Annotated in this window: 23 protein-coding genes; all 23 read left to right on the top strand. The window is 49.2% G+C overall.

What is annotated here, in order from left to right; genetic code table 11:
* Positions 1–7 precede the first annotated feature (7 nt).
* The 23 genes from ACJJIB_RS15185 to ACJJIB_RS15075 all read left to right on the top strand — a co-directional run bounded on the left by ACJJIB_RS15185 (position 8) and on the right by ACJJIB_RS15075 (position 15,806).
* A complete protein-coding gene (locus ACJJIB_RS15185) occupies positions 8–283 on the top strand; it encodes a hypothetical protein (protein ID WP_444886727.1) in 276 nt (91 codons plus the stop codon).
* Positions 284–350: 67 nt separating this feature from the next.
* Entirely contained in the window at positions 351–563 is a 213-nt protein-coding gene (locus tag ACJJIB_RS15180) for a hypothetical protein (RefSeq protein ID WP_444886726.1), read from the top strand.
* Positions 564–626: 63 nt separating this feature from the next.
* Positions 627–833 (top strand): hypothetical protein, encoded by a 207-nt coding sequence (locus tag ACJJIB_RS15175; protein ID WP_444886725.1) that lies wholly within the window; start codon positions 627–629, stop codon positions 831–833.
* Positions 833–1,546 carry a helix-turn-helix domain-containing protein gene (locus tag ACJJIB_RS15170; protein WP_444886724.1) on the top strand — a complete coding sequence of 238 codons (714 nt, stop codon included), beginning with the start codon at positions 833–835 and terminating at the stop codon, positions 1,544–1,546. Before ACJJIB_RS15175 ends, ACJJIB_RS15170 begins: the two co-directional genes overlap by 1 nt.
* Positions 1,547–1,573: 27 nt before the next feature.
* Positions 1,574–1,819, top strand: a complete 246-nt coding sequence (locus ACJJIB_RS15165; RefSeq protein WP_444886723.1) for a hypothetical protein — start codon at positions 1,574–1,576, stop codon at positions 1,817–1,819.
* Between the two features lie 109 nt (positions 1,820–1,928).
* Positions 1,929–2,585 (top strand): hypothetical protein, encoded by a 657-nt coding sequence (locus ACJJIB_RS15160; RefSeq protein ID WP_444886722.1) that lies wholly within the window; start codon positions 1,929–1,931, stop codon positions 2,583–2,585.
* Positions 2,585–3,034: a NinB/YbcN family protein gene (locus ACJJIB_RS15155; RefSeq protein ID WP_444886721.1), complete on the top strand. Its 450-nt coding sequence runs from the start codon at positions 2,585–2,587 to the stop codon at positions 3,032–3,034. The genes ACJJIB_RS15160 and ACJJIB_RS15155 overlap by 1 nt, the downstream gene beginning before the upstream one ends.
* On the top strand, positions 3,031–3,318 hold the full coding sequence (locus ACJJIB_RS15150) for a nuclease domain-containing protein (protein WP_444886720.1): 288 nt from the start codon (positions 3,031–3,033) through the stop codon (positions 3,316–3,318). The genes ACJJIB_RS15155 and ACJJIB_RS15150 overlap by 4 nt, the downstream gene beginning before the upstream one ends.
* Before the next feature lie 215 nt (positions 3,319–3,533).
* Positions 3,534–4,172, top strand: a complete 639-nt coding sequence (locus ACJJIB_RS15145; protein ID WP_444886719.1) for a hypothetical protein — start codon at positions 3,534–3,536, stop codon at positions 4,170–4,172.
* A gap of 29 nt (positions 4,173–4,201) precedes the next feature.
* Complete coding sequence (locus tag ACJJIB_RS15140; RefSeq protein WP_444886718.1) at positions 4,202–5,338, top strand: HNH endonuclease; 1,137 nt, start codon at positions 4,202–4,204, stop codon at positions 5,336–5,338.
* Positions 5,339–5,565: 227 nt separating this feature from the next.
* Positions 5,566–5,811, top strand: a complete 246-nt coding sequence (locus tag ACJJIB_RS15135; RefSeq protein WP_444886717.1) for a hypothetical protein — start codon at positions 5,566–5,568, stop codon at positions 5,809–5,811.
* Between the two features lie 337 nt (positions 5,812–6,148).
* Positions 6,149–6,526, top strand: coding sequence for a D-Ala-D-Ala carboxypeptidase family metallohydrolase (locus ACJJIB_RS15130; protein WP_444886716.1), 378 nt, complete (start codon positions 6,149–6,151; stop codon positions 6,524–6,526).
* Entirely contained in the window at positions 6,526–6,894 is a 369-nt protein-coding gene (locus ACJJIB_RS15125) for a 3TM-type holin (RefSeq protein ID WP_444886715.1), read from the top strand. Before ACJJIB_RS15130 ends, ACJJIB_RS15125 begins: the two co-directional genes overlap by 1 nt.
* Complete coding sequence (locus ACJJIB_RS15120; protein WP_444886714.1) at positions 6,891–7,106, top strand: phage holin family protein; 216 nt, start codon at positions 6,891–6,893, stop codon at positions 7,104–7,106. Before ACJJIB_RS15125 ends, ACJJIB_RS15120 begins: the two co-directional genes overlap by 4 nt.
* Positions 7,093–7,593 carry a DNA-packaging protein gene (locus tag ACJJIB_RS15115; RefSeq protein WP_444886713.1) on the top strand — a complete coding sequence of 167 codons (501 nt, stop codon included), beginning with the start codon at positions 7,093–7,095 and terminating at the stop codon, positions 7,591–7,593. Before ACJJIB_RS15120 ends, ACJJIB_RS15115 begins: the two co-directional genes overlap by 14 nt.
* Positions 7,590–9,065 (top strand): phage terminase large subunit, encoded by a 1,476-nt coding sequence (locus ACJJIB_RS15110; protein ID WP_444886712.1) that lies wholly within the window; start codon positions 7,590–7,592, stop codon positions 9,063–9,065. The genes ACJJIB_RS15115 and ACJJIB_RS15110 overlap by 4 nt, the downstream gene beginning before the upstream one ends.
* The gene (locus ACJJIB_RS15105) at positions 9,065–11,101 is read left to right on the top strand and encodes a portal protein (RefSeq protein ID WP_444886711.1); all 2,037 of its coding nucleotides are present in this window, start codon (positions 9,065–9,067) and stop codon (positions 11,099–11,101) included. The genes ACJJIB_RS15110 and ACJJIB_RS15105 overlap by 1 nt, the downstream gene beginning before the upstream one ends.
* A 4-nt stretch (positions 11,102–11,105) precedes the next feature.
* Positions 11,106–11,351: a hypothetical protein gene (locus ACJJIB_RS15100; RefSeq protein ID WP_444886710.1), complete on the top strand. Its 246-nt coding sequence runs from the start codon at positions 11,106–11,108 to the stop codon at positions 11,349–11,351.
* Positions 11,352–11,357: 6 nt separating this feature from the next.
* Positions 11,358–12,347 (top strand): hypothetical protein, encoded by a 990-nt coding sequence (locus ACJJIB_RS15095; RefSeq protein ID WP_444886709.1) that lies wholly within the window; start codon positions 11,358–11,360, stop codon positions 12,345–12,347.
* A gap of 12 nt (positions 12,348–12,359) precedes the next feature.
* Positions 12,360–13,253, top strand: a complete 894-nt coding sequence (locus ACJJIB_RS15090; protein WP_444886708.1) for an SU10 major capsid protein — start codon at positions 12,360–12,362, stop codon at positions 13,251–13,253.
* 48 nt (positions 13,254–13,301) lie between these two features.
* On the top strand, positions 13,302–13,619 hold the full coding sequence (locus ACJJIB_RS15085; RefSeq protein WP_444886707.1) for a hypothetical protein: 318 nt from the start codon (positions 13,302–13,304) through the stop codon (positions 13,617–13,619).
* Position 13,620: 1 nt separating this feature from the next.
* Positions 13,621–14,223, top strand: a complete 603-nt coding sequence (locus ACJJIB_RS15080) for a phage adaptor protein (RefSeq protein ID WP_444886706.1) — start codon at positions 13,621–13,623, stop codon at positions 14,221–14,223.
* Positions 14,223–15,806: a Kelch repeat-containing protein gene (locus ACJJIB_RS15075; RefSeq protein ID WP_444886705.1), complete on the top strand. Its 1,584-nt coding sequence runs from the start codon at positions 14,223–14,225 to the stop codon at positions 15,804–15,806. The genes ACJJIB_RS15080 and ACJJIB_RS15075 overlap by 1 nt, the downstream gene beginning before the upstream one ends.
* The last annotated feature ends 2 nt before the right edge of the window (positions 15,807–15,808 follow it).

The following is a 15,808-nucleotide window of genomic DNA, read 5'->3' as shown; positions in this document are numbered from 1 at the left end:
AGTCTTAATGACATACTCTGTGAGTATGGAAAAGCAGATACGCATACAAAAGGCTCGAGCAGAGAGTCGTCTCGCCTCTTATGTAAGGGATTGCTGGTACCGCAAGCGGAAGCAGCTCGCGCACTTGTGTGCCGAAGCTGGAGAGCCCTGTGCAGCTTCATACCTTCATCAGATAGCGAGCGGACGTCGAAAGGCCAGGCCCGACCTTATCAAAGTAATTGTTCAAATCAGTGATGGTGAGCTGAGAGAGCAGGACGGTGCAGATTATTGCTATCTGCAGTAGCGCCAAATAACAGCCGTAGAGCTGCCATGCGATTTTAACCTAAGGACGGATGATATCGGAGGCAAGGATGAGGTCAGGATTGGAATGTAAATCAAATTTAAGAACGAGCAAAAAGACTCGAAATCGAATCGATGCATTATCAAATCGATTTGGCATCCCAAGAGAGCAATTACTGCGAATTATTTTAGAGGCTTCGCTTCCTATTTTCGAAGCTGAGACTCCTGAAGATATCAAAAAAGCCCAAGCGGCTCAGCGCATCTTAACCATGCTGCGCATATAAGAAAATCGACGGTTCCGGATTTAACCCAGAGCAGTAAATACAAGTCATAACTGGGGCAACACTATGCAAGACGATATTAAAGCGGCGATGGCTGGACTTTCTGAGTCTGAGCGAGACCGCTGGGCTTTTTGCGCCCGCAGGAATAAAAATAACACGGCATTACAACAAGCTGAAAAAGCCGTCGATTTAGTAACTGAGGAAATGTGCAGTTTTTTAGGGCTCGATGAGACTCTCATCGACTCCAATCAAGTGCAGGAAGGGGGTGTGTAGTGAGCGCAGAGGCTACCTTCTGGGCATGGCAACAGGGTGTGAAGTCAACACACAAGCTGGTGCTCCTGTCGCTTGCTAATTGCCACAACGAGGCAAGCGGGCAATGTAATCCCTCGATTGCTTACATTGCTCAGGCAACAGGCCTCAATCGGAAAACTGTCATCACAGCTATGGAGCAGCTGGAAGAATCAAGTCTGATTATTCGCGTCAAGTCGAGCGGGTCTAGCAATCAGTTCAATTTGAATTTTGGCCAAATCACCAGTACCAAAAACGGTACTAGTCCCAAAAACGGACCAGGCCCAAAAACGGACAAAACCAGTCCCAAAAACGGTACTGGACCAGTACCAAAAACGGACCACGAATCTAAAAAGAAACTAAAAGAACCTAAAAATATTAATAAGGGCTTGGATTTTTCATCTTGGCCAACCGAGCCAAGTGCAGAAATTCTTCATGACTGGAAAAAAGTTCGGAAAGCCCCGCTAACTCAAACCGCTGTAAACAACATTGCCAATCAGCTCCATCAAGCCAATCAGCATGGCTACAGCGTTGACCACTGCCTCGCCATTTGCTGTGAGCGGGGGTGGAGAGGCTTCCAGTTCCAGTGGCTGCTGAATCATGAGAGCCAAGCGCAGCAGCCTCTGGCTCAATCCATACATCAAGAGCGGACCCGAGACCGGTCTGTGACTGACATGCTCACAGATACCAGCTGGTAAACCTAGAACCATTAGGGAGTGATACCCATGACCGTAGCCACCATTCCAGAAGCCCTTCAACGGATTTCAACCACTGAGCCCTGTAGTCCGCTAGCAGTATTCCGCACTAAGCGAGACGACCAAGTAGATGTGATGTTTGCAAATACCATCCGCACCCAGCAGCGCATCGAGTGGGGCGATATCAACTATCTTGGCAGCTTCCACAAGGAGAGCTTGAGCGAGGCCCGCCAGCGGTTTCATGACTACTCAGAGAGTATGCGAGAAGTCGCGTGATGAATGAGCCAGCCCCAACCAAAACAGTTCTTTATTTGGAATTCTCTCTGTGGGTAGTGGCGGTTGGCTCAGGTGTTTGGTTTTTGATTGGGCTGGAGTAGGGGGAGTGATGAAAAAGGATATTGCGGTTTTTCTGTTTGATTTGACGGGGAAAATGGCTGAGCCATGGCTTAACGCAGGATATGAGTGCTGGATTGTAGACATTCAGCATCCTGAGTCTTATGAAAACCAAGGTATAACAGATTGTGGAAACCTGAAGAAGGTGCATGCCAATTTGCTCAGGCCTTGGCTTCCACCTTTTGAAAGAGAGCGGATAGCTTTTGTTGCAGCGTTTCCGCCATGTGATCACTTGGCAGTCTCTGGGGCAAGGTGGTTCAAGGGGAAGGGGTTGAGGCTTCTTTCCGACTCAATATCAATGTTTGCTACAGCGGCAGAATTTTGTGAGTGGTCTGGTGCTCCATATTTAATTGAAAACCCAGTAAGCAATATTGCCTCCCACTGGAGAAAGAGTGACTACCGTTTTCAGCCATATCAATTCACAAGTTTCTGCCTGGAAGATAATTACAACAAGTTGACCTGCCTATGGGTTGGTGGGGGCTTCATCATGCCTGAACCAAGTCGGGCACAAGGGTTGGATGAGCCTGATAACAGAATACATACCTGTGCTCCAGGGCCAGACCGGGCAAACCTTCGATCAGAAACTCCGCGCGGATTTGCTCAGGCTGTATTTGAGGCAAATCGGTCAAAAGTAAAGGCAGCAGCATAATGCCAGAGCAGCACATCATTCGAGATAAATACAGTAAGTCTCGCATGATTGAGTTTATTGAAAACCTTGACCTTGCGGGTAAGCCCTGGCTCTTCAAGTGGAATCGCCACAACCCTAACAGCTGGCCCATGAAGAAAACTTGGCGTATGTGGATGAGCGAAACAGCTGAATGGATGGCAGCGAGAGGTGCAACTATGCCTCTCTGCATGAAAGACGGCAAGACGTATGGACAGCGCCCATTCAATGCTCAGGACGCTCACGAGTTATTTGTGAGTCAGCATCTGGGGCTTGATGCAAACGGTAAGCGCTACAAGACCGCCAGCGGTGAGAAAGGTGAAATGCTTCGCATGATGGATATGCATTTGGCCTGGGCAACCGAGCGGGGGTTATTCCTAACGGTGCCAGGGGAAGGTGAATTTATGAAACTGAAGCAGGGAGGAGAGCGATGAGCAAAATTCGCAAGTCTGCTAGAGGCGAAGATTGCACCTTGAGGTTATTCCCTCACTGTAACAGCAACCCTGAAACGGTGGTGCTTTGCCACCTGCCCAGCAATGCAGGCCTAGCCCGTAAGTCTCCTGACTGGTGGGGTGTATATGGCTGTAGCAATTGCCATGACGTTATCGATGGCCGATGCAAGACAGAAATTCCAAAGGCTGAGATAGAGCGTAGCAAGTTAAGGGCACTGTACGAAACCCAAAGCAAGATGCGTGAAAAGGGATTGATAAAGGAGTAGCCAATGCCTAGTTGGGGAAAGACTGAGCTAACACGTAATCAGCAGAGCGCCCTGTTTGAGCCGTCCCCGTGCGATGGATGCAAGCAAAGGGACAGGTGTGCAGTAGAAGAGCTCGCTTGCAGTGATTACCTACGCTGGCAAGACACGGGCAAAACCAGGTATCGAGATAGAGAGCCCACATCAAAGATATTCCGGAAAATCTTCAAGGTGAAGCAATGAATTTTCACTCAGCTCGACAGGCTTGGCATGATGCGTTTGATACAGCAACTCAACAATCAGATTATGCGGCAATGCTGGGAGGGCAGACGGTGCTGAGTAGGGGCCCGAAGCATTACATCGATGAGATTCGGAATGAGCATGGAAAAGTTACTGCTCGATTGGTAGGTCAGACTGTTTATGCAACTGAAACTAGGGTGGGGAAGGGCAGTAGCGGGCGAATAATGGATGCTTGTGAAAAGGGATTGGTGCAGCATGCCATAGCCAAGCTGAGAGAAACTGATGAGCTTGCTTATTGCTGGGGGATGGCTGCTTATGCTCCTCCGGGGAATCGGTATAAGGAGCGAGCTTATTTTCTGAATTACATGATGAAGCAATTTAATACTTGGGGCGAGCCCCATGATCCGTTGAAAGTTGGGCAGTTGGCCTTATTTTGTATTCACTCTTTTGCAATTCGTGATGTGACGGGGAGGCGAATTAATCTTCGTCAGGCCCGGCAGTTGTTGGGGTGTGATAAAGAGGGGTGGGATATTGATTGGCGTAGGGTCTGGGTGCGATTTCAGAGGGTGTTAGATCCATTGACGGGGCGTGCACTTGGGGTTGTTGAGCGAGTTGTGCGGGCTTATCGAAATTCCTAAAAGTAGATTATTTGGAGTGGGCTGGATAAATGAAGTTAAAATGCATCTATTGTGGTATTGCGGAGTTTGATAAAGGGAAGGGATCGGAAGAGCATGCGATATTATCTAGTTTAGGTGGTAGGAAAGCTTCAAGATCTATTTGCTGTCAGGCGTGCAATGGAAAGCTAGGTGAAGAGATAGATAAACCCTTGGTGGAGGGTTTAAGGCACTTATCTACATATTTTGGGGTTTTGACTGGGCGAAATAAAGAAAGTGCGATTGTTAGAGAGTTTGGTACCCATAACGGGGTACCTTTTGACCTACTTCCGGGAGGACAAGTTCAGCTGTCAAAAGATCGGGTGGAGGAAGAGATAGATGAAGATAAGGGAATTATAAATATTTCTGTTCATGCAAGGGATGAGTATAGAGCTAGAAATATATTAAAAGGCCTGTTGAGAAAGCACGGAAAAACTGAAGAAAATCTTAATCTTAATGAAATGGCGCGTGATTTGGAGGGGCCAGGCCCAGTCAATTCTAATTTAGAGCTAGGCGGCGAGCTTCAGTATAGATCAATAGCTAAAAGTGCTTTGACATATCTTGCTACGATGATCTCATCTGAAAGGCTTAGAGGGGAATGTTTCTCTGAAATTATTGAGTATATTTTGGGGCGCAGGGAAGGGGCAAGGTTTGTATTTATTGTAAAAATGGATTTTCCTGAGTTTCCATCTGTTTCTGAAGTTCAGCACAGAATTATAATATTTGCTTCAGAAGGGAGAAGGATGGTTGTCGGGTTGCTCGAATTATTTGGTGGCATTAGATTCAAAGTAACTTTGAGTAATTGTTGGGACGGCCCGGACGTTAAGAAGGGTTATGCGGTAAACCCCTTGACGGGAGAGCACAAGGAGTGTGAGATTGAGGAAAGTATAAATGATGATTGTTGGGGGGAAGATTTAGAAGTTAATAGTGAGGAGATTTTTAAAGAGATACTTAATGGTGTCTTTGTGCTTGCATATCGTAATCATATTGAGCTCGAAAAGAATAGGATTTTTGAGCGGGTTTGGGAGGAGTTTCAAAGTGAGATTAGTAGTCAGGGGTTGACGAGTGAGATTCGCCAGCGAGTTTTTTTTAGGTTGTCTGAGGAGCTGGCTCGTCTAAATCGTAGAATAAATAAGAATTTTCTTAATTAATAAGATCAATACTTAATTGTTGGCTGGGGTTGATATGTTCGGATTGTTTTTAATTGTGCTTTTAGGGGGCATCTGATGTTTCAATTTTTTGTATTCTTTTCCTTGTTAGGAAAAATCGGTTGCTGAAGTAGGGTTACTCTGGTTGACAGCCTGGTTTTTTTATTGCTTCACCGTTAACGTTATCTGTTGCTTCTATTGGGCATGAGCATACGAAGGCTGTAGCAGAGATGTCATTTGATGAAGAGAGGGTAAGAATATATGGGGCTAAAACTTATAAAATTCCTGGTGAGCTTGATAAACAATTGATAAATTTTGCATTTTCAAGTAAGAAAAATTATACAGCTCAACTTTTGTTGTATTCTTTTACCTTCAGCTTCTTTAAGTCTATTTTGTATTTTGTATCGGCTGCTCTAGGGGCATGGTCCTTGGTGAAATACTTGGATTTGCGCATTAAGATTGATGTTGCCATTTAGGATGTTGGTAATCAGTCTTAGGTTTACCTAATTGGAAAGTTGAAACCCTTGACTTTCTCTGTGTCAGAACTGTATAAAAACCCCATGCTGGGATAAGTATGCAGACCCCTAGCGAAGCGCCCCGAAGCCCGCTTAATGCGGGCTTTTTTGTGCCAGATCACTGAGTTGGCGCACAAGTTAACAAGACTGTATATATATACAAGCTGTTCATATTGACAGTATCGGAGGTCTGGGATTAGTATGCCCATAGCTGCTCTGGTTTTCATGCAGCGACCGTTCATCCTTTCTTAAACCGGCCCCCCAGCCGGTTTTTTTATGCCTGAAATCTGAGATTCTTATGTTCCAAAACGACTACTTCACGGAGTCGGAGTTGATCTGTCGTTGTTGTGGCAAAAATCATTTTAAAGATGAAACGCTAAAGCGCCTGGTTAGAGTCAGAGAACGCTATGGCAAGCCAATGGTCATTAATTCCGGTTACCGTTGCCCAGCGCACAACGCTCGGCTGAATGCCACTATGACCCACGCCACCGGGCAGGCCGTTGATGTTCAGGTGGCATCAGGCAGGGCCTACCGGTTAATCCAATTAGCCCAAGAAGAAGGCTTCACCGGTATAGGGGTAAAACAGAAGGGGCCGTTTAAAGGGCGATTCCTTCACCTGGATGACCTTGAATCAATACCCGGCGAGCGCACCCGCCCCACAGTGTGGAGTTACTAATGATTGCAGCCATATCCAATCTACTCGGCAAGGTCATAGACAAAGCATTCCCAGATAAGACTGAAGCCAATCGCCTCAAAGCGCAGGTGGATTCGCAACTGATTTCAATGGACCTGGAGGAGCTGAAATCAGCCTCTCAGATAATCACAGCAGAAGCTAAGGGGGAGTCATGTCTACAAAGAAATTGGCGGCCAATAACGATGCTCACATTCGTCGGACTGATTATGGCGCACTGGGTAGGGTGGACAAGTCCAAACCTGAGCGAGGAACAGATTCTTGCCCTCCTGGAAATAGTAAAAATCGGCCTCGGTGGTTATGTCGTGGGGCGCAGCGCTGAGAAAGCAGCTAAGGCTTGGAAGCAATCATGACCCTACACGATGCAATGCGGGAGATACCCGATAAGGCCAGTTATATGACTGCTGTAGGTGCTGGCACTTTTGCCGGTTGGCTCGCTGATAACTGGCTTGGCCTTGTAGGTGTAGTGATAGCTGCATTGGGCCTGGCAGTGAATTGGTACTACTCACACCAGCGGCATAAGTTGATGAGAGAGCAGCAAGGAAATAGTGATGCCGGCACCTGAAGGAAACCAGTTTTGGAAGGCTCGAACAAAGCATGGCCGTGACAAGCTGTTTGCTAGTTCTGAATGCTTGTGGGAAGCCTGTTGTGAGTACTTTGAATGGGTAGAGGAAAACCCTCTATTCGAATCAAAACTGTTTTCATACCAAGGCGCAATTAGTGAAGGCGTCATACCCAAGATGCGAGCTATGACCATATCTGGGCTTTGCTTATTTCTGGATATAGACCGCTCAACCTGGACTGCTTGGAAGACCGACGAAGGTTTTTCCACAATCGTTTCGCGAGTGGAAGAGGTTATCTATTCACAGAAGTTTGCAGGTGCAGCAGCTGACTTGTTGAACCCCAATATCATTGCCCGTGAGCTGGGTTTAAAGGATGCAAACACCCATGAGGTATCAGGCCCCAATGGCGGCCCCATAGAGCACTCTATGACTCTGGCTGAAGCCAGCAGTCTCCTCAAAGAAGCCGGCATTGACCCTGACACCATATGAACAAGCTGCAATTAGCGGCAGCAATCAAACTGGTCAGGCAAGAGCGCGAATTCCTCCAGACCGTACCTCCAAGGCTTCGGGAAATATTCACCACTGATAAGCGGACAATCGTTTTAGTTGGTGGCCGTGGCTCGGCAAAGTCATTTACTGCGGCAAAGCTAATAGCCAAGCGGGTTGCTCAAGGGCAGCGGTGGCTATGCGCTCGCGAGTTCCAGAACAGTATTGATGACTCCGTTCATGCGCTGATGAAGGCGCAAGTCGATGAGTTAGATTTGCCTGGACTCAGATACGACGCAACCCGGGTATATGGCCCTGACGCTGGTGGTGCTTTCTATCGCGGCCTGGCTCGCAACCTTGAGAGCCTGAAGTCAACGTTCAACCTGAATGGCGTTTGGGTAGAAGAGGCCCGCACCATGTCTCAGGCCAGTATCGACATACTCGGCCCAACGGTGAGGGAAGAAGGCTCACAGCTGCTGTTTACCCTCAACAGGGGCAGCAGTAACGACCCATTCAGCAAGCATTACTTGGCCCCCTACGAGAAGCACTTAGCCAGGGATAAGCGCTACGAAGATGATGACATTCTCATCATTGATATTAACTTCGACGACAACCCCTTTTTCCCCAACGTCCTGGAGAAGGACAGACTCAGAGACAAAGAGAAACTGCCCCGGGCCAAGTATGAGCATATTTGGTTGGGCGCTTATGAGGATTCAGTGGAAAACGCAATTATTGAGCCGGACTGGTTTGATGCTTGTGTCGATGCCCATAAGAAGCTTGGCTTCGGCGCTGTTGGCCAGGAGCGGATTGCATACGACCCAGCAGACTCAGGCGATGCTAAAGCAGTGGCCTATATGCACGGCTCTATTCTGCTTGATGCGCAAAACACTGAGGCCGGTGACCTGGATAGCGCAACCGATTGGGCGCTGAGCTTTACCAATGACCACAAGCCTGACGCATTCCTCTGGGATGTAGTGGGCGTTGGTGCAGGTCTTAAGAAGCAGGTCACTGACGCACTGGAAGGCAAGAAGATAGAGATAGAGGGCTTTAATGGCGCTGCCGCACCGGTAGACCCCGATGCTATTTATCAGCCAGAAGATGGCGAAATCAAAGAGCCTAAAACCAACAGAGAAACATTCGCTAATCGCCGTGCTCAATTCTATTGGATGCTGCGAGACAGAATGTTCAAAACCTTCCTGGCAGTTGAGAAGGGCAAATACATCAACCCTGATGAACTGATAAGCATCAACTCTGAAATTAAAGAGCTTGCACAACTTCGCTCTGAGGTTTGCCGCTTGCCGCGCAAGTATGTGGCCGGAGGCAAAATCCAGCTTTACAGCAAGCAGGAAATGAAATCCAAATTCCAAATTGACTCGCCCAATATGGCCGACGCGCTAATGATGTGCATGGCTGAGGTGACCGTCGATGATGATGACTTCGATTACTCACGCTCTAACCCTGGAATCCGTTACTGATGGCAAAAACTAAAGGCGAAATTCTGAAGCTGGCTGAGCAGTGCATTCAGCTATCAGAAGGCGATGACGATTCCACTAATTCCGATGACCGTGCCCAGGCCTACAAGTATTACTACGGCGAGCCATTCGGCAATGAGCGTGAAGGGCGTTCCGATTATGTAAGCCGTGATGTATTTGACGCTGTGGAGGATGCCAAAGAGATTTTATTAGAGGTGTTCGGCTCCAACCGAGAGACTGTGAAGTTCACCCCGCAAGACCAGAATGACGTGTTGCAGGCGAAGCTGCGCACCAGCTACTGCAACCGGGTATTCAATAAAAACAATTCTGGCTATTCAATCCTTCACGACTCTATCCAGGATGCGTTGCTAGCAAAGAACTGTACGGCCAAGGTCTACTGGAATGAAGAGACCGAATATAAAACTGAGCAGGTGCAGGGCATCACAGTTGAAGCTTACGAGCAGCTTGAAAGCTCTGAGGCTGAGATTATCGAGGCTGTGCAGGATGAAGCCAACGGCCTGATTGATGCTGAGCTGAGAGTGCCTGTTGATGCCTCTCGTGTTGCCGTAGAGGTTATTGCTCCTGAGCGTATGGTTAGAGACCCGAACGCTACTGAACCGGGCAAGGCCCGCTTCTGGGGGGAGAAAAGCGAGGTAACACGCTCTGAATTAATCGAGATGGGCTTTGACCCCAAATCAGTGGCTGACCTGACTGCTGACGGTGATTCCCGGGATGAAATGGAAGAGCAGGCCCGTGAAGGTGTAACGACCGGTGATGACCTGCTTGGCGAGCCCTCGCAAGAAACCCTGGAGCTTTACGAGCTGTTTATCTGGTGGGATGACGAAGGCGATGGCATTGCACAACTGCACCAAGTCTTTAAGGTTGGCAATACCATCCTTGAGACTGAAGAAGTGCAGCGGATGCCGTACTTCAGCTGGGCAGCGCTGAGGGTTGCGCACCGATACGATGGCTTATCTACCCACGACATCATTGGTGATATTCAAAAGCTGAAGTCGACCATCAAGCGGCAGGTAGTAGACAACCTGCTGATATCCAACAATCAATCCCGTGTTGCCCGGCAGGGTGCGTTTGTTAATCCTGCTGATTGGATTGATAACCCTGTTGGTGCAACTCATTGGCTCAGCAAGACTGCAGCGGGACCGATAACAGACCATGTGATGGCAACCCCGGCCCCACAGCTAACACCGCTGACTATGCCTGCCCTGGAGATGCTGAATCAGGATAAGGAGCACCGGGCCGGCGTGTCTCGTTTAACTTCGGGGCTTAATCAAGACGTTATCAGCAACCAAAACGCAGACGACATGATTAACCGCATGACCAGCGCAGCAATGCGGCGAATGATGGGCATGGCCAGGCGTTACGCCGAGCTGTTTTTAATCCCGATATTCCAAGAGATTTACACCTTAGCCCTCGAGCACGACCAAGAAGGACTGCTAGCGGAGGTTGATGGCGAGTGGCAGCAGCTCAACCCGCAGGAAATGGGCGAGGGCGTTGATATGGAGGTAACCACGGCCCTTACCCCAGATGATGCCGAGATGCGCGCGCGCACGTTGATGGTGCTGCATAACTCGTTGACTCAGGGTGCTCAGATGGACCCCTCACTGCAGTCCATCTACTCACCGCAGAATAAATACTCGGTACTGCGCGAGATATTCAAACTGTCCGGCCAGCCTTCACCGGAATTCCTGACTGATCCAAATAGCACCCCGGCACAACTGCAGAAGCAGTTAATGCAGGCCCAGCAGCAACTGCAGCAGATGACCATGCAAAACCAGCAGCTCCAGGCGGTATTGCAGCAGTTCAATCAGCAGGAGCTTGGTATCAAGGCTCAGGATGCACAGACGCGGCAGGTTAAGGCGATGGGAGAATTAGACCTCAAGCGCCAGAAGCAAATGACAGATGCCTCCCTTGGCGACCGTAAGCAGTCCTTGGCTGAAGACGCTGAAGCCCATGACCAAACTATCGATGAGCTGGAACTCGCTCTTGAGCGCCGGCAGGACCGCAACGTAAACATTTAATCCTATGAAAAAACTACTTAAGCGGGTTGCCAATACCTGCCTGCCAGCCCGTGCGCGCTCGGTACTTGCCAAACAGCTTTGGGATAGTCCGGCCTTTAAGCAGGCGGTTAAGGACGTGGTGGCCGATATCCAAAGCGAGTGGCTCCACTGTGAAAACCCGCAACAACGCGAGGAGCTGCACCGCCAATCCCGCGCTCTGCACCGCGTCACTGAAAAATTAAACAGCTACTACCAACCAACAGAGGAATAACCGGCCATGTTAGAAAATTCTGCAATCGATGCTGCTCTTTCCGAAGTACTGGGCGAGTCCGGTGACTCAACTGAAACAGCTGAATCTGAAACTTCTGCTGACGATTCCACAGAGACTACGACCGAAGGTGAGAGTGAAACTACCGGTGAAGCCGATGGTGAATCCTTGGAGCAGGGCAGCGAAAGGGAGCAAGACGAAACAGAAACTGAAACAGGGGAGGAGGGCGAAGACACCAGCGAAGAAAGTGAATCAACCGATGAACCCTCTCTTGAGGTGGATGGCGAGAAAGTATCTCTTACCCAGGTGAAGGCCTGGAGGGATGCCGAGAAAAACTATCAAGCTACCCACTCCAAAAGGCAACAAAAACTCGCGGACACCCAAAAGCAGGCTGACCAGAAATACCAGCAACTCGACCAGGGTTTGCAGTTCCTGGAAAACCAACTGAAAGGCCCGCTAGCTCAGTTCGACAGCGTTAACTGGCAAGAGCTACAAGCTAATGACCCAGCCAAGTATCAGGAGCTACAAGGGCAATACAAGGTTGCTCTACAGGGCTTTCAGCAGGTTGAAGGCGCTCGCAAAAAGCTGCAGGAGCAGGCCGAGGAGCAGCGCAAGGCAGACCATCAGCGCAAGGCCAAGGAGGCTGTCGAAACCCTGCAGGAAATGCACACAGACTGGAGCAATGAGCTGTATCACTCGGTGCTGAAGTACGCAGTTGAGAAAGGTGTGCCCCAGGAAGAAATAGCCAACGAAACCCGCCCCTGGGTGATTTCCGCATTACTCAACCAGATGAAGGCCGAGCAGACCCAAGTCAAATCCAAACCTAAACCCCAGACAGTAAAACGCACCATTAAGCAGAAGGCGGCACCGAAGCGCACTGACCCGAAAGTGAAGAGTAAGGCGGAAATGTCTGCTTTACGCAAGCGGGCACTAAAAGGTGATGCCAAAGCTGAAGATTTTTTGATTGATAAAGTTCTGCAAGATGCGGGCGCCTACTAAGGAATTTAAACCGTGACTACTACCTATGAAGTTGTCGGCAATGCCGAAGATATTGATTCCATAATCCACTCTGTATCAACGGTGGATACACCTATGCATAACCTAGCCCGCAAGGGTAAGGCTGACGGCATTCTTGTGCAGTGGCAGCAGCGTGAACTGGCCCCGCCAGGAGAGAATGCGCAGAAGGAAGGCGCAGATGCTGGGGATCCGCACTACACCGCGACAGAAATGCTCAATAACCACACGCAAATCTTGGAAAAGGTTTTCGAGATATCGACCTCACAGGAAGCAGTAAAAAGTCATGGCCGCAAGTCTGAAATCCGTGACCAGGGCAAAGTGAAGGCCAAAGAGTTGAAGCGGGATATTGAGTACGCTTTTACCGGGAATTGGGACGCGACACCAAGCGGTGGCAACGTCGGCACTGCACGGCGTATGAAGTCTGCGGGCTATCAAATCAATGCGGCCAACCGCATTGATGCATCCGGGTCTGCATTGGATAAGGCTAATATGGAGACCTATATCCTTGATGGTCTCCAGCTGACGTATGAAGCGGGCTCTCAGGTCGATACTGTTTACCTTACTCCCACTCAATCTCGCATTTGGTCTGATATTGCAAGGGCGGAAGGGCGTACCCGTGATGTAAAAGGCAGCACGGTGGTGAATTTTGTAGATACCTATGAGACGCCTTTCGGGCCTGTTGCTATCGCGCTGGCCCGCAACCAAGACCCTGAAACAATTCTGGGCATTGATAGTGATTTGTGGCAGGTAGACACGCTGCAAAAAACCAAGCTGGAATCACTGCCAAAGACCGGCCACGCAAAGAAAATGATGTATTCAACAGAGCTGACCCTGAAGTGCCTTAACAACAAAGGCTCATTCATGGTGAGTGGAGTGAATTATCAATAAAGCAAAATAAACTGGATAGGAGAGGGAGCCCACGGGCTCTCTTTTTTTATGCTCGAAGATTTTGTAATTCAAGATGACAGGGTGATTCAGGTTCGTGCGAGCAATGACAATACCCTGAAAAAGAATGCAGCAGACCGCAGAGAGTTGGCGCTGGCATGGTTGAGGCAGAACCCAGAAATTAGGCCTGTTGCAACTCTCGATACAACCATTCAATTTGAAATTATCAAAAAATATGGACCTGAAATGGACCCCATCCGTGTAGGAAAAATGACCGATACGGAATACAGAAAGTTTAAGCGTATTCTGGCAACCGAATATCCAGCCCTTTGTATCAAACAGTCTCAGCGTTATCACCACGGTAATTAATATGGCTATCACCAATTACAGCGAGCTGAAATCTGCAATTGCAGGGTGGTTGGAGCGTGAGGACTTAGCCTTGCGCATCCCGGAATTTGTCGCTTTGGCAGAGAGGAAGATTTTTCGCAGGTTCCGCACTCCAGCGAATGAGCGCACCGTACTCGAAGACCGTCGCGCTGATGAGGGTGCCGAGTGGCTGCTTCCAACTCACTTCCTGGAGTGCAAGCGCCTGATTGTTAATGGTGTCACCCTGACCCGCATCACGGATACTGACTATTACGGCAGGCCGCCCCAGACAGGACAACCCAGATTCTTCTTCCGCTATGCCAACCGCCTCAAGGTGTGGCCAGCGCCCGCTGAGGATTACCGCTGGGTGCTGAATTATTGGACTGACATGGAGCTCACCGACGAATATCCGCAGAACACAGTGCTGCCGGTGGCGACGGATCTTTATCTATTCGGCGCTTTGGCGGAAGCCGAGCCCTATCTGATGAATGACAGCCGGATTGCGATGTGGAAGGCGAAATTTGAAGAAGGGTTGACGGAGTTGAATGACATGGCCGAACGCGCGGAGATGGCGGGGTCGGCAAGCATTAGTGGAGGGGCCTACTAATGGGAACCGGCTTCTATCATCCGAATGATAATGACCCGCAAATGGTCGAGGCCCAGGACGCGCAGAGTTATGCCAACTTGGCGAAAGACTGGGCCATCAAAATGGATGGTCCGGTGCAGGGCGAGAGTTATTCCTCACAGTGGAATGCCACCTTGTCAGCCCAGAGTGCTGGCGAGTCTGCTGCTTCCGCCTATCAAGCCCAACAATTCAAGAGCTTGTCGGCCGAGTATGCCAACGCTCCAGAGGACATTTATGTAACCGGTACTTCAGATTACTCCTCCTATCACTGGTCGCTAAAGTCTCAGGCTTACAGCAATTCCGCCCAAGCGTCCGCTCAGGGGTCCGAACAATGGGCACAGATAGCGCAGCAGGCGGCTACCGGAAATGCATTTCGAGAAATTAGTGATACGACTTACACAATCACAGAGGGAGATAACGGATACACGCTTTGGTTCACGGCTAGCGTTCCAGTCACTATTACCGTTCCTGGCGAGACAGCATTAAGCATGGGGGCCAATATTTCAGGGCGGGCAGTGCAGGCTGGGATAGGGGAGCTGCATTTTGTCGATGACGGTGAATCTGCCATACATTCTCCCAACAATTACACACTAAGTATGGGGCAATATGCCTCGGTGGACTTCCTTCGCAAGGATGCCAATACATGGCACCTTAGCGGCGACCTTACTGAATACGTGGCTATTTGGAGCCTGATACATGAAAGCGAGGCGGCGGGTACTCCCGGGGGGCGCATTCAAGGTGGCGCTGTCTCTGTAGGTAACAATTTCTTTTTATTTGGCGGCAGAAACAATAACGGCACATACAATGATATCTGGAAGTTCGACCCCAGTGATGACAGTTGGACTCAATTGATGAGCGGAGCTACCAATCGTCGAAGCTTTTCAATGACGGTAGACCCTAACAGCTCAAAAATCTATATATATGGTGGTATAGACGGCTGGGGGATGAGACTTGGCGACTTTTGGGTGTATGACATTGATGGGGATTCATGGGTTTCGCTCACTGCGCCAGGGGTAAACCCTCGTCACTCCTCCTGTCTCGAATGCGTTAACTCAAAAATATATCTTTTTGGCGGTTGGGATGGTGCCACTGAAAATAACGATGTGTGGGAATACGATATTACTGCCGGGTCTTGGACGCAGAAAAGTAGCGGGGGACCATCTGTCGGTATTAGATCATCCACTGTTGTCGGTACTGATATCTATCTCCATGGGGGATACTCAAGCGGTTATATTTCTACCTTGTGGAGATATGACGTCGTAGCTGATTCATGGTTACAGATGTCCGATTCACCAATCGGCGTTTACAGTCATGCCCTAAATACCTACAACGGAAAGATATATTCGATTGGTGGGTCAAGCGAAGATGTAACAATTAATTCCGTGTTTGAATTCGATCCTGTTGAAAATAATTGGACTCAACTTGGAGATATGCCTCTTGTGAGGAGAGTGCACCAATCTGCCGAAGTCGGTGGAAAGATTTTCATCTACGGTGGAATTCTGGATTCGGGAGATTGGTCTGGTGATTTTTGGCTTTATGATGTTGCCGCTGAATTGGGGTCATAATT

This window comes from Microbulbifer mixtoriginis (SeqCode), from assembly GCF_052467705.1.
This window is presented reverse-complemented; position numbering and strand designations above follow the sequence as displayed.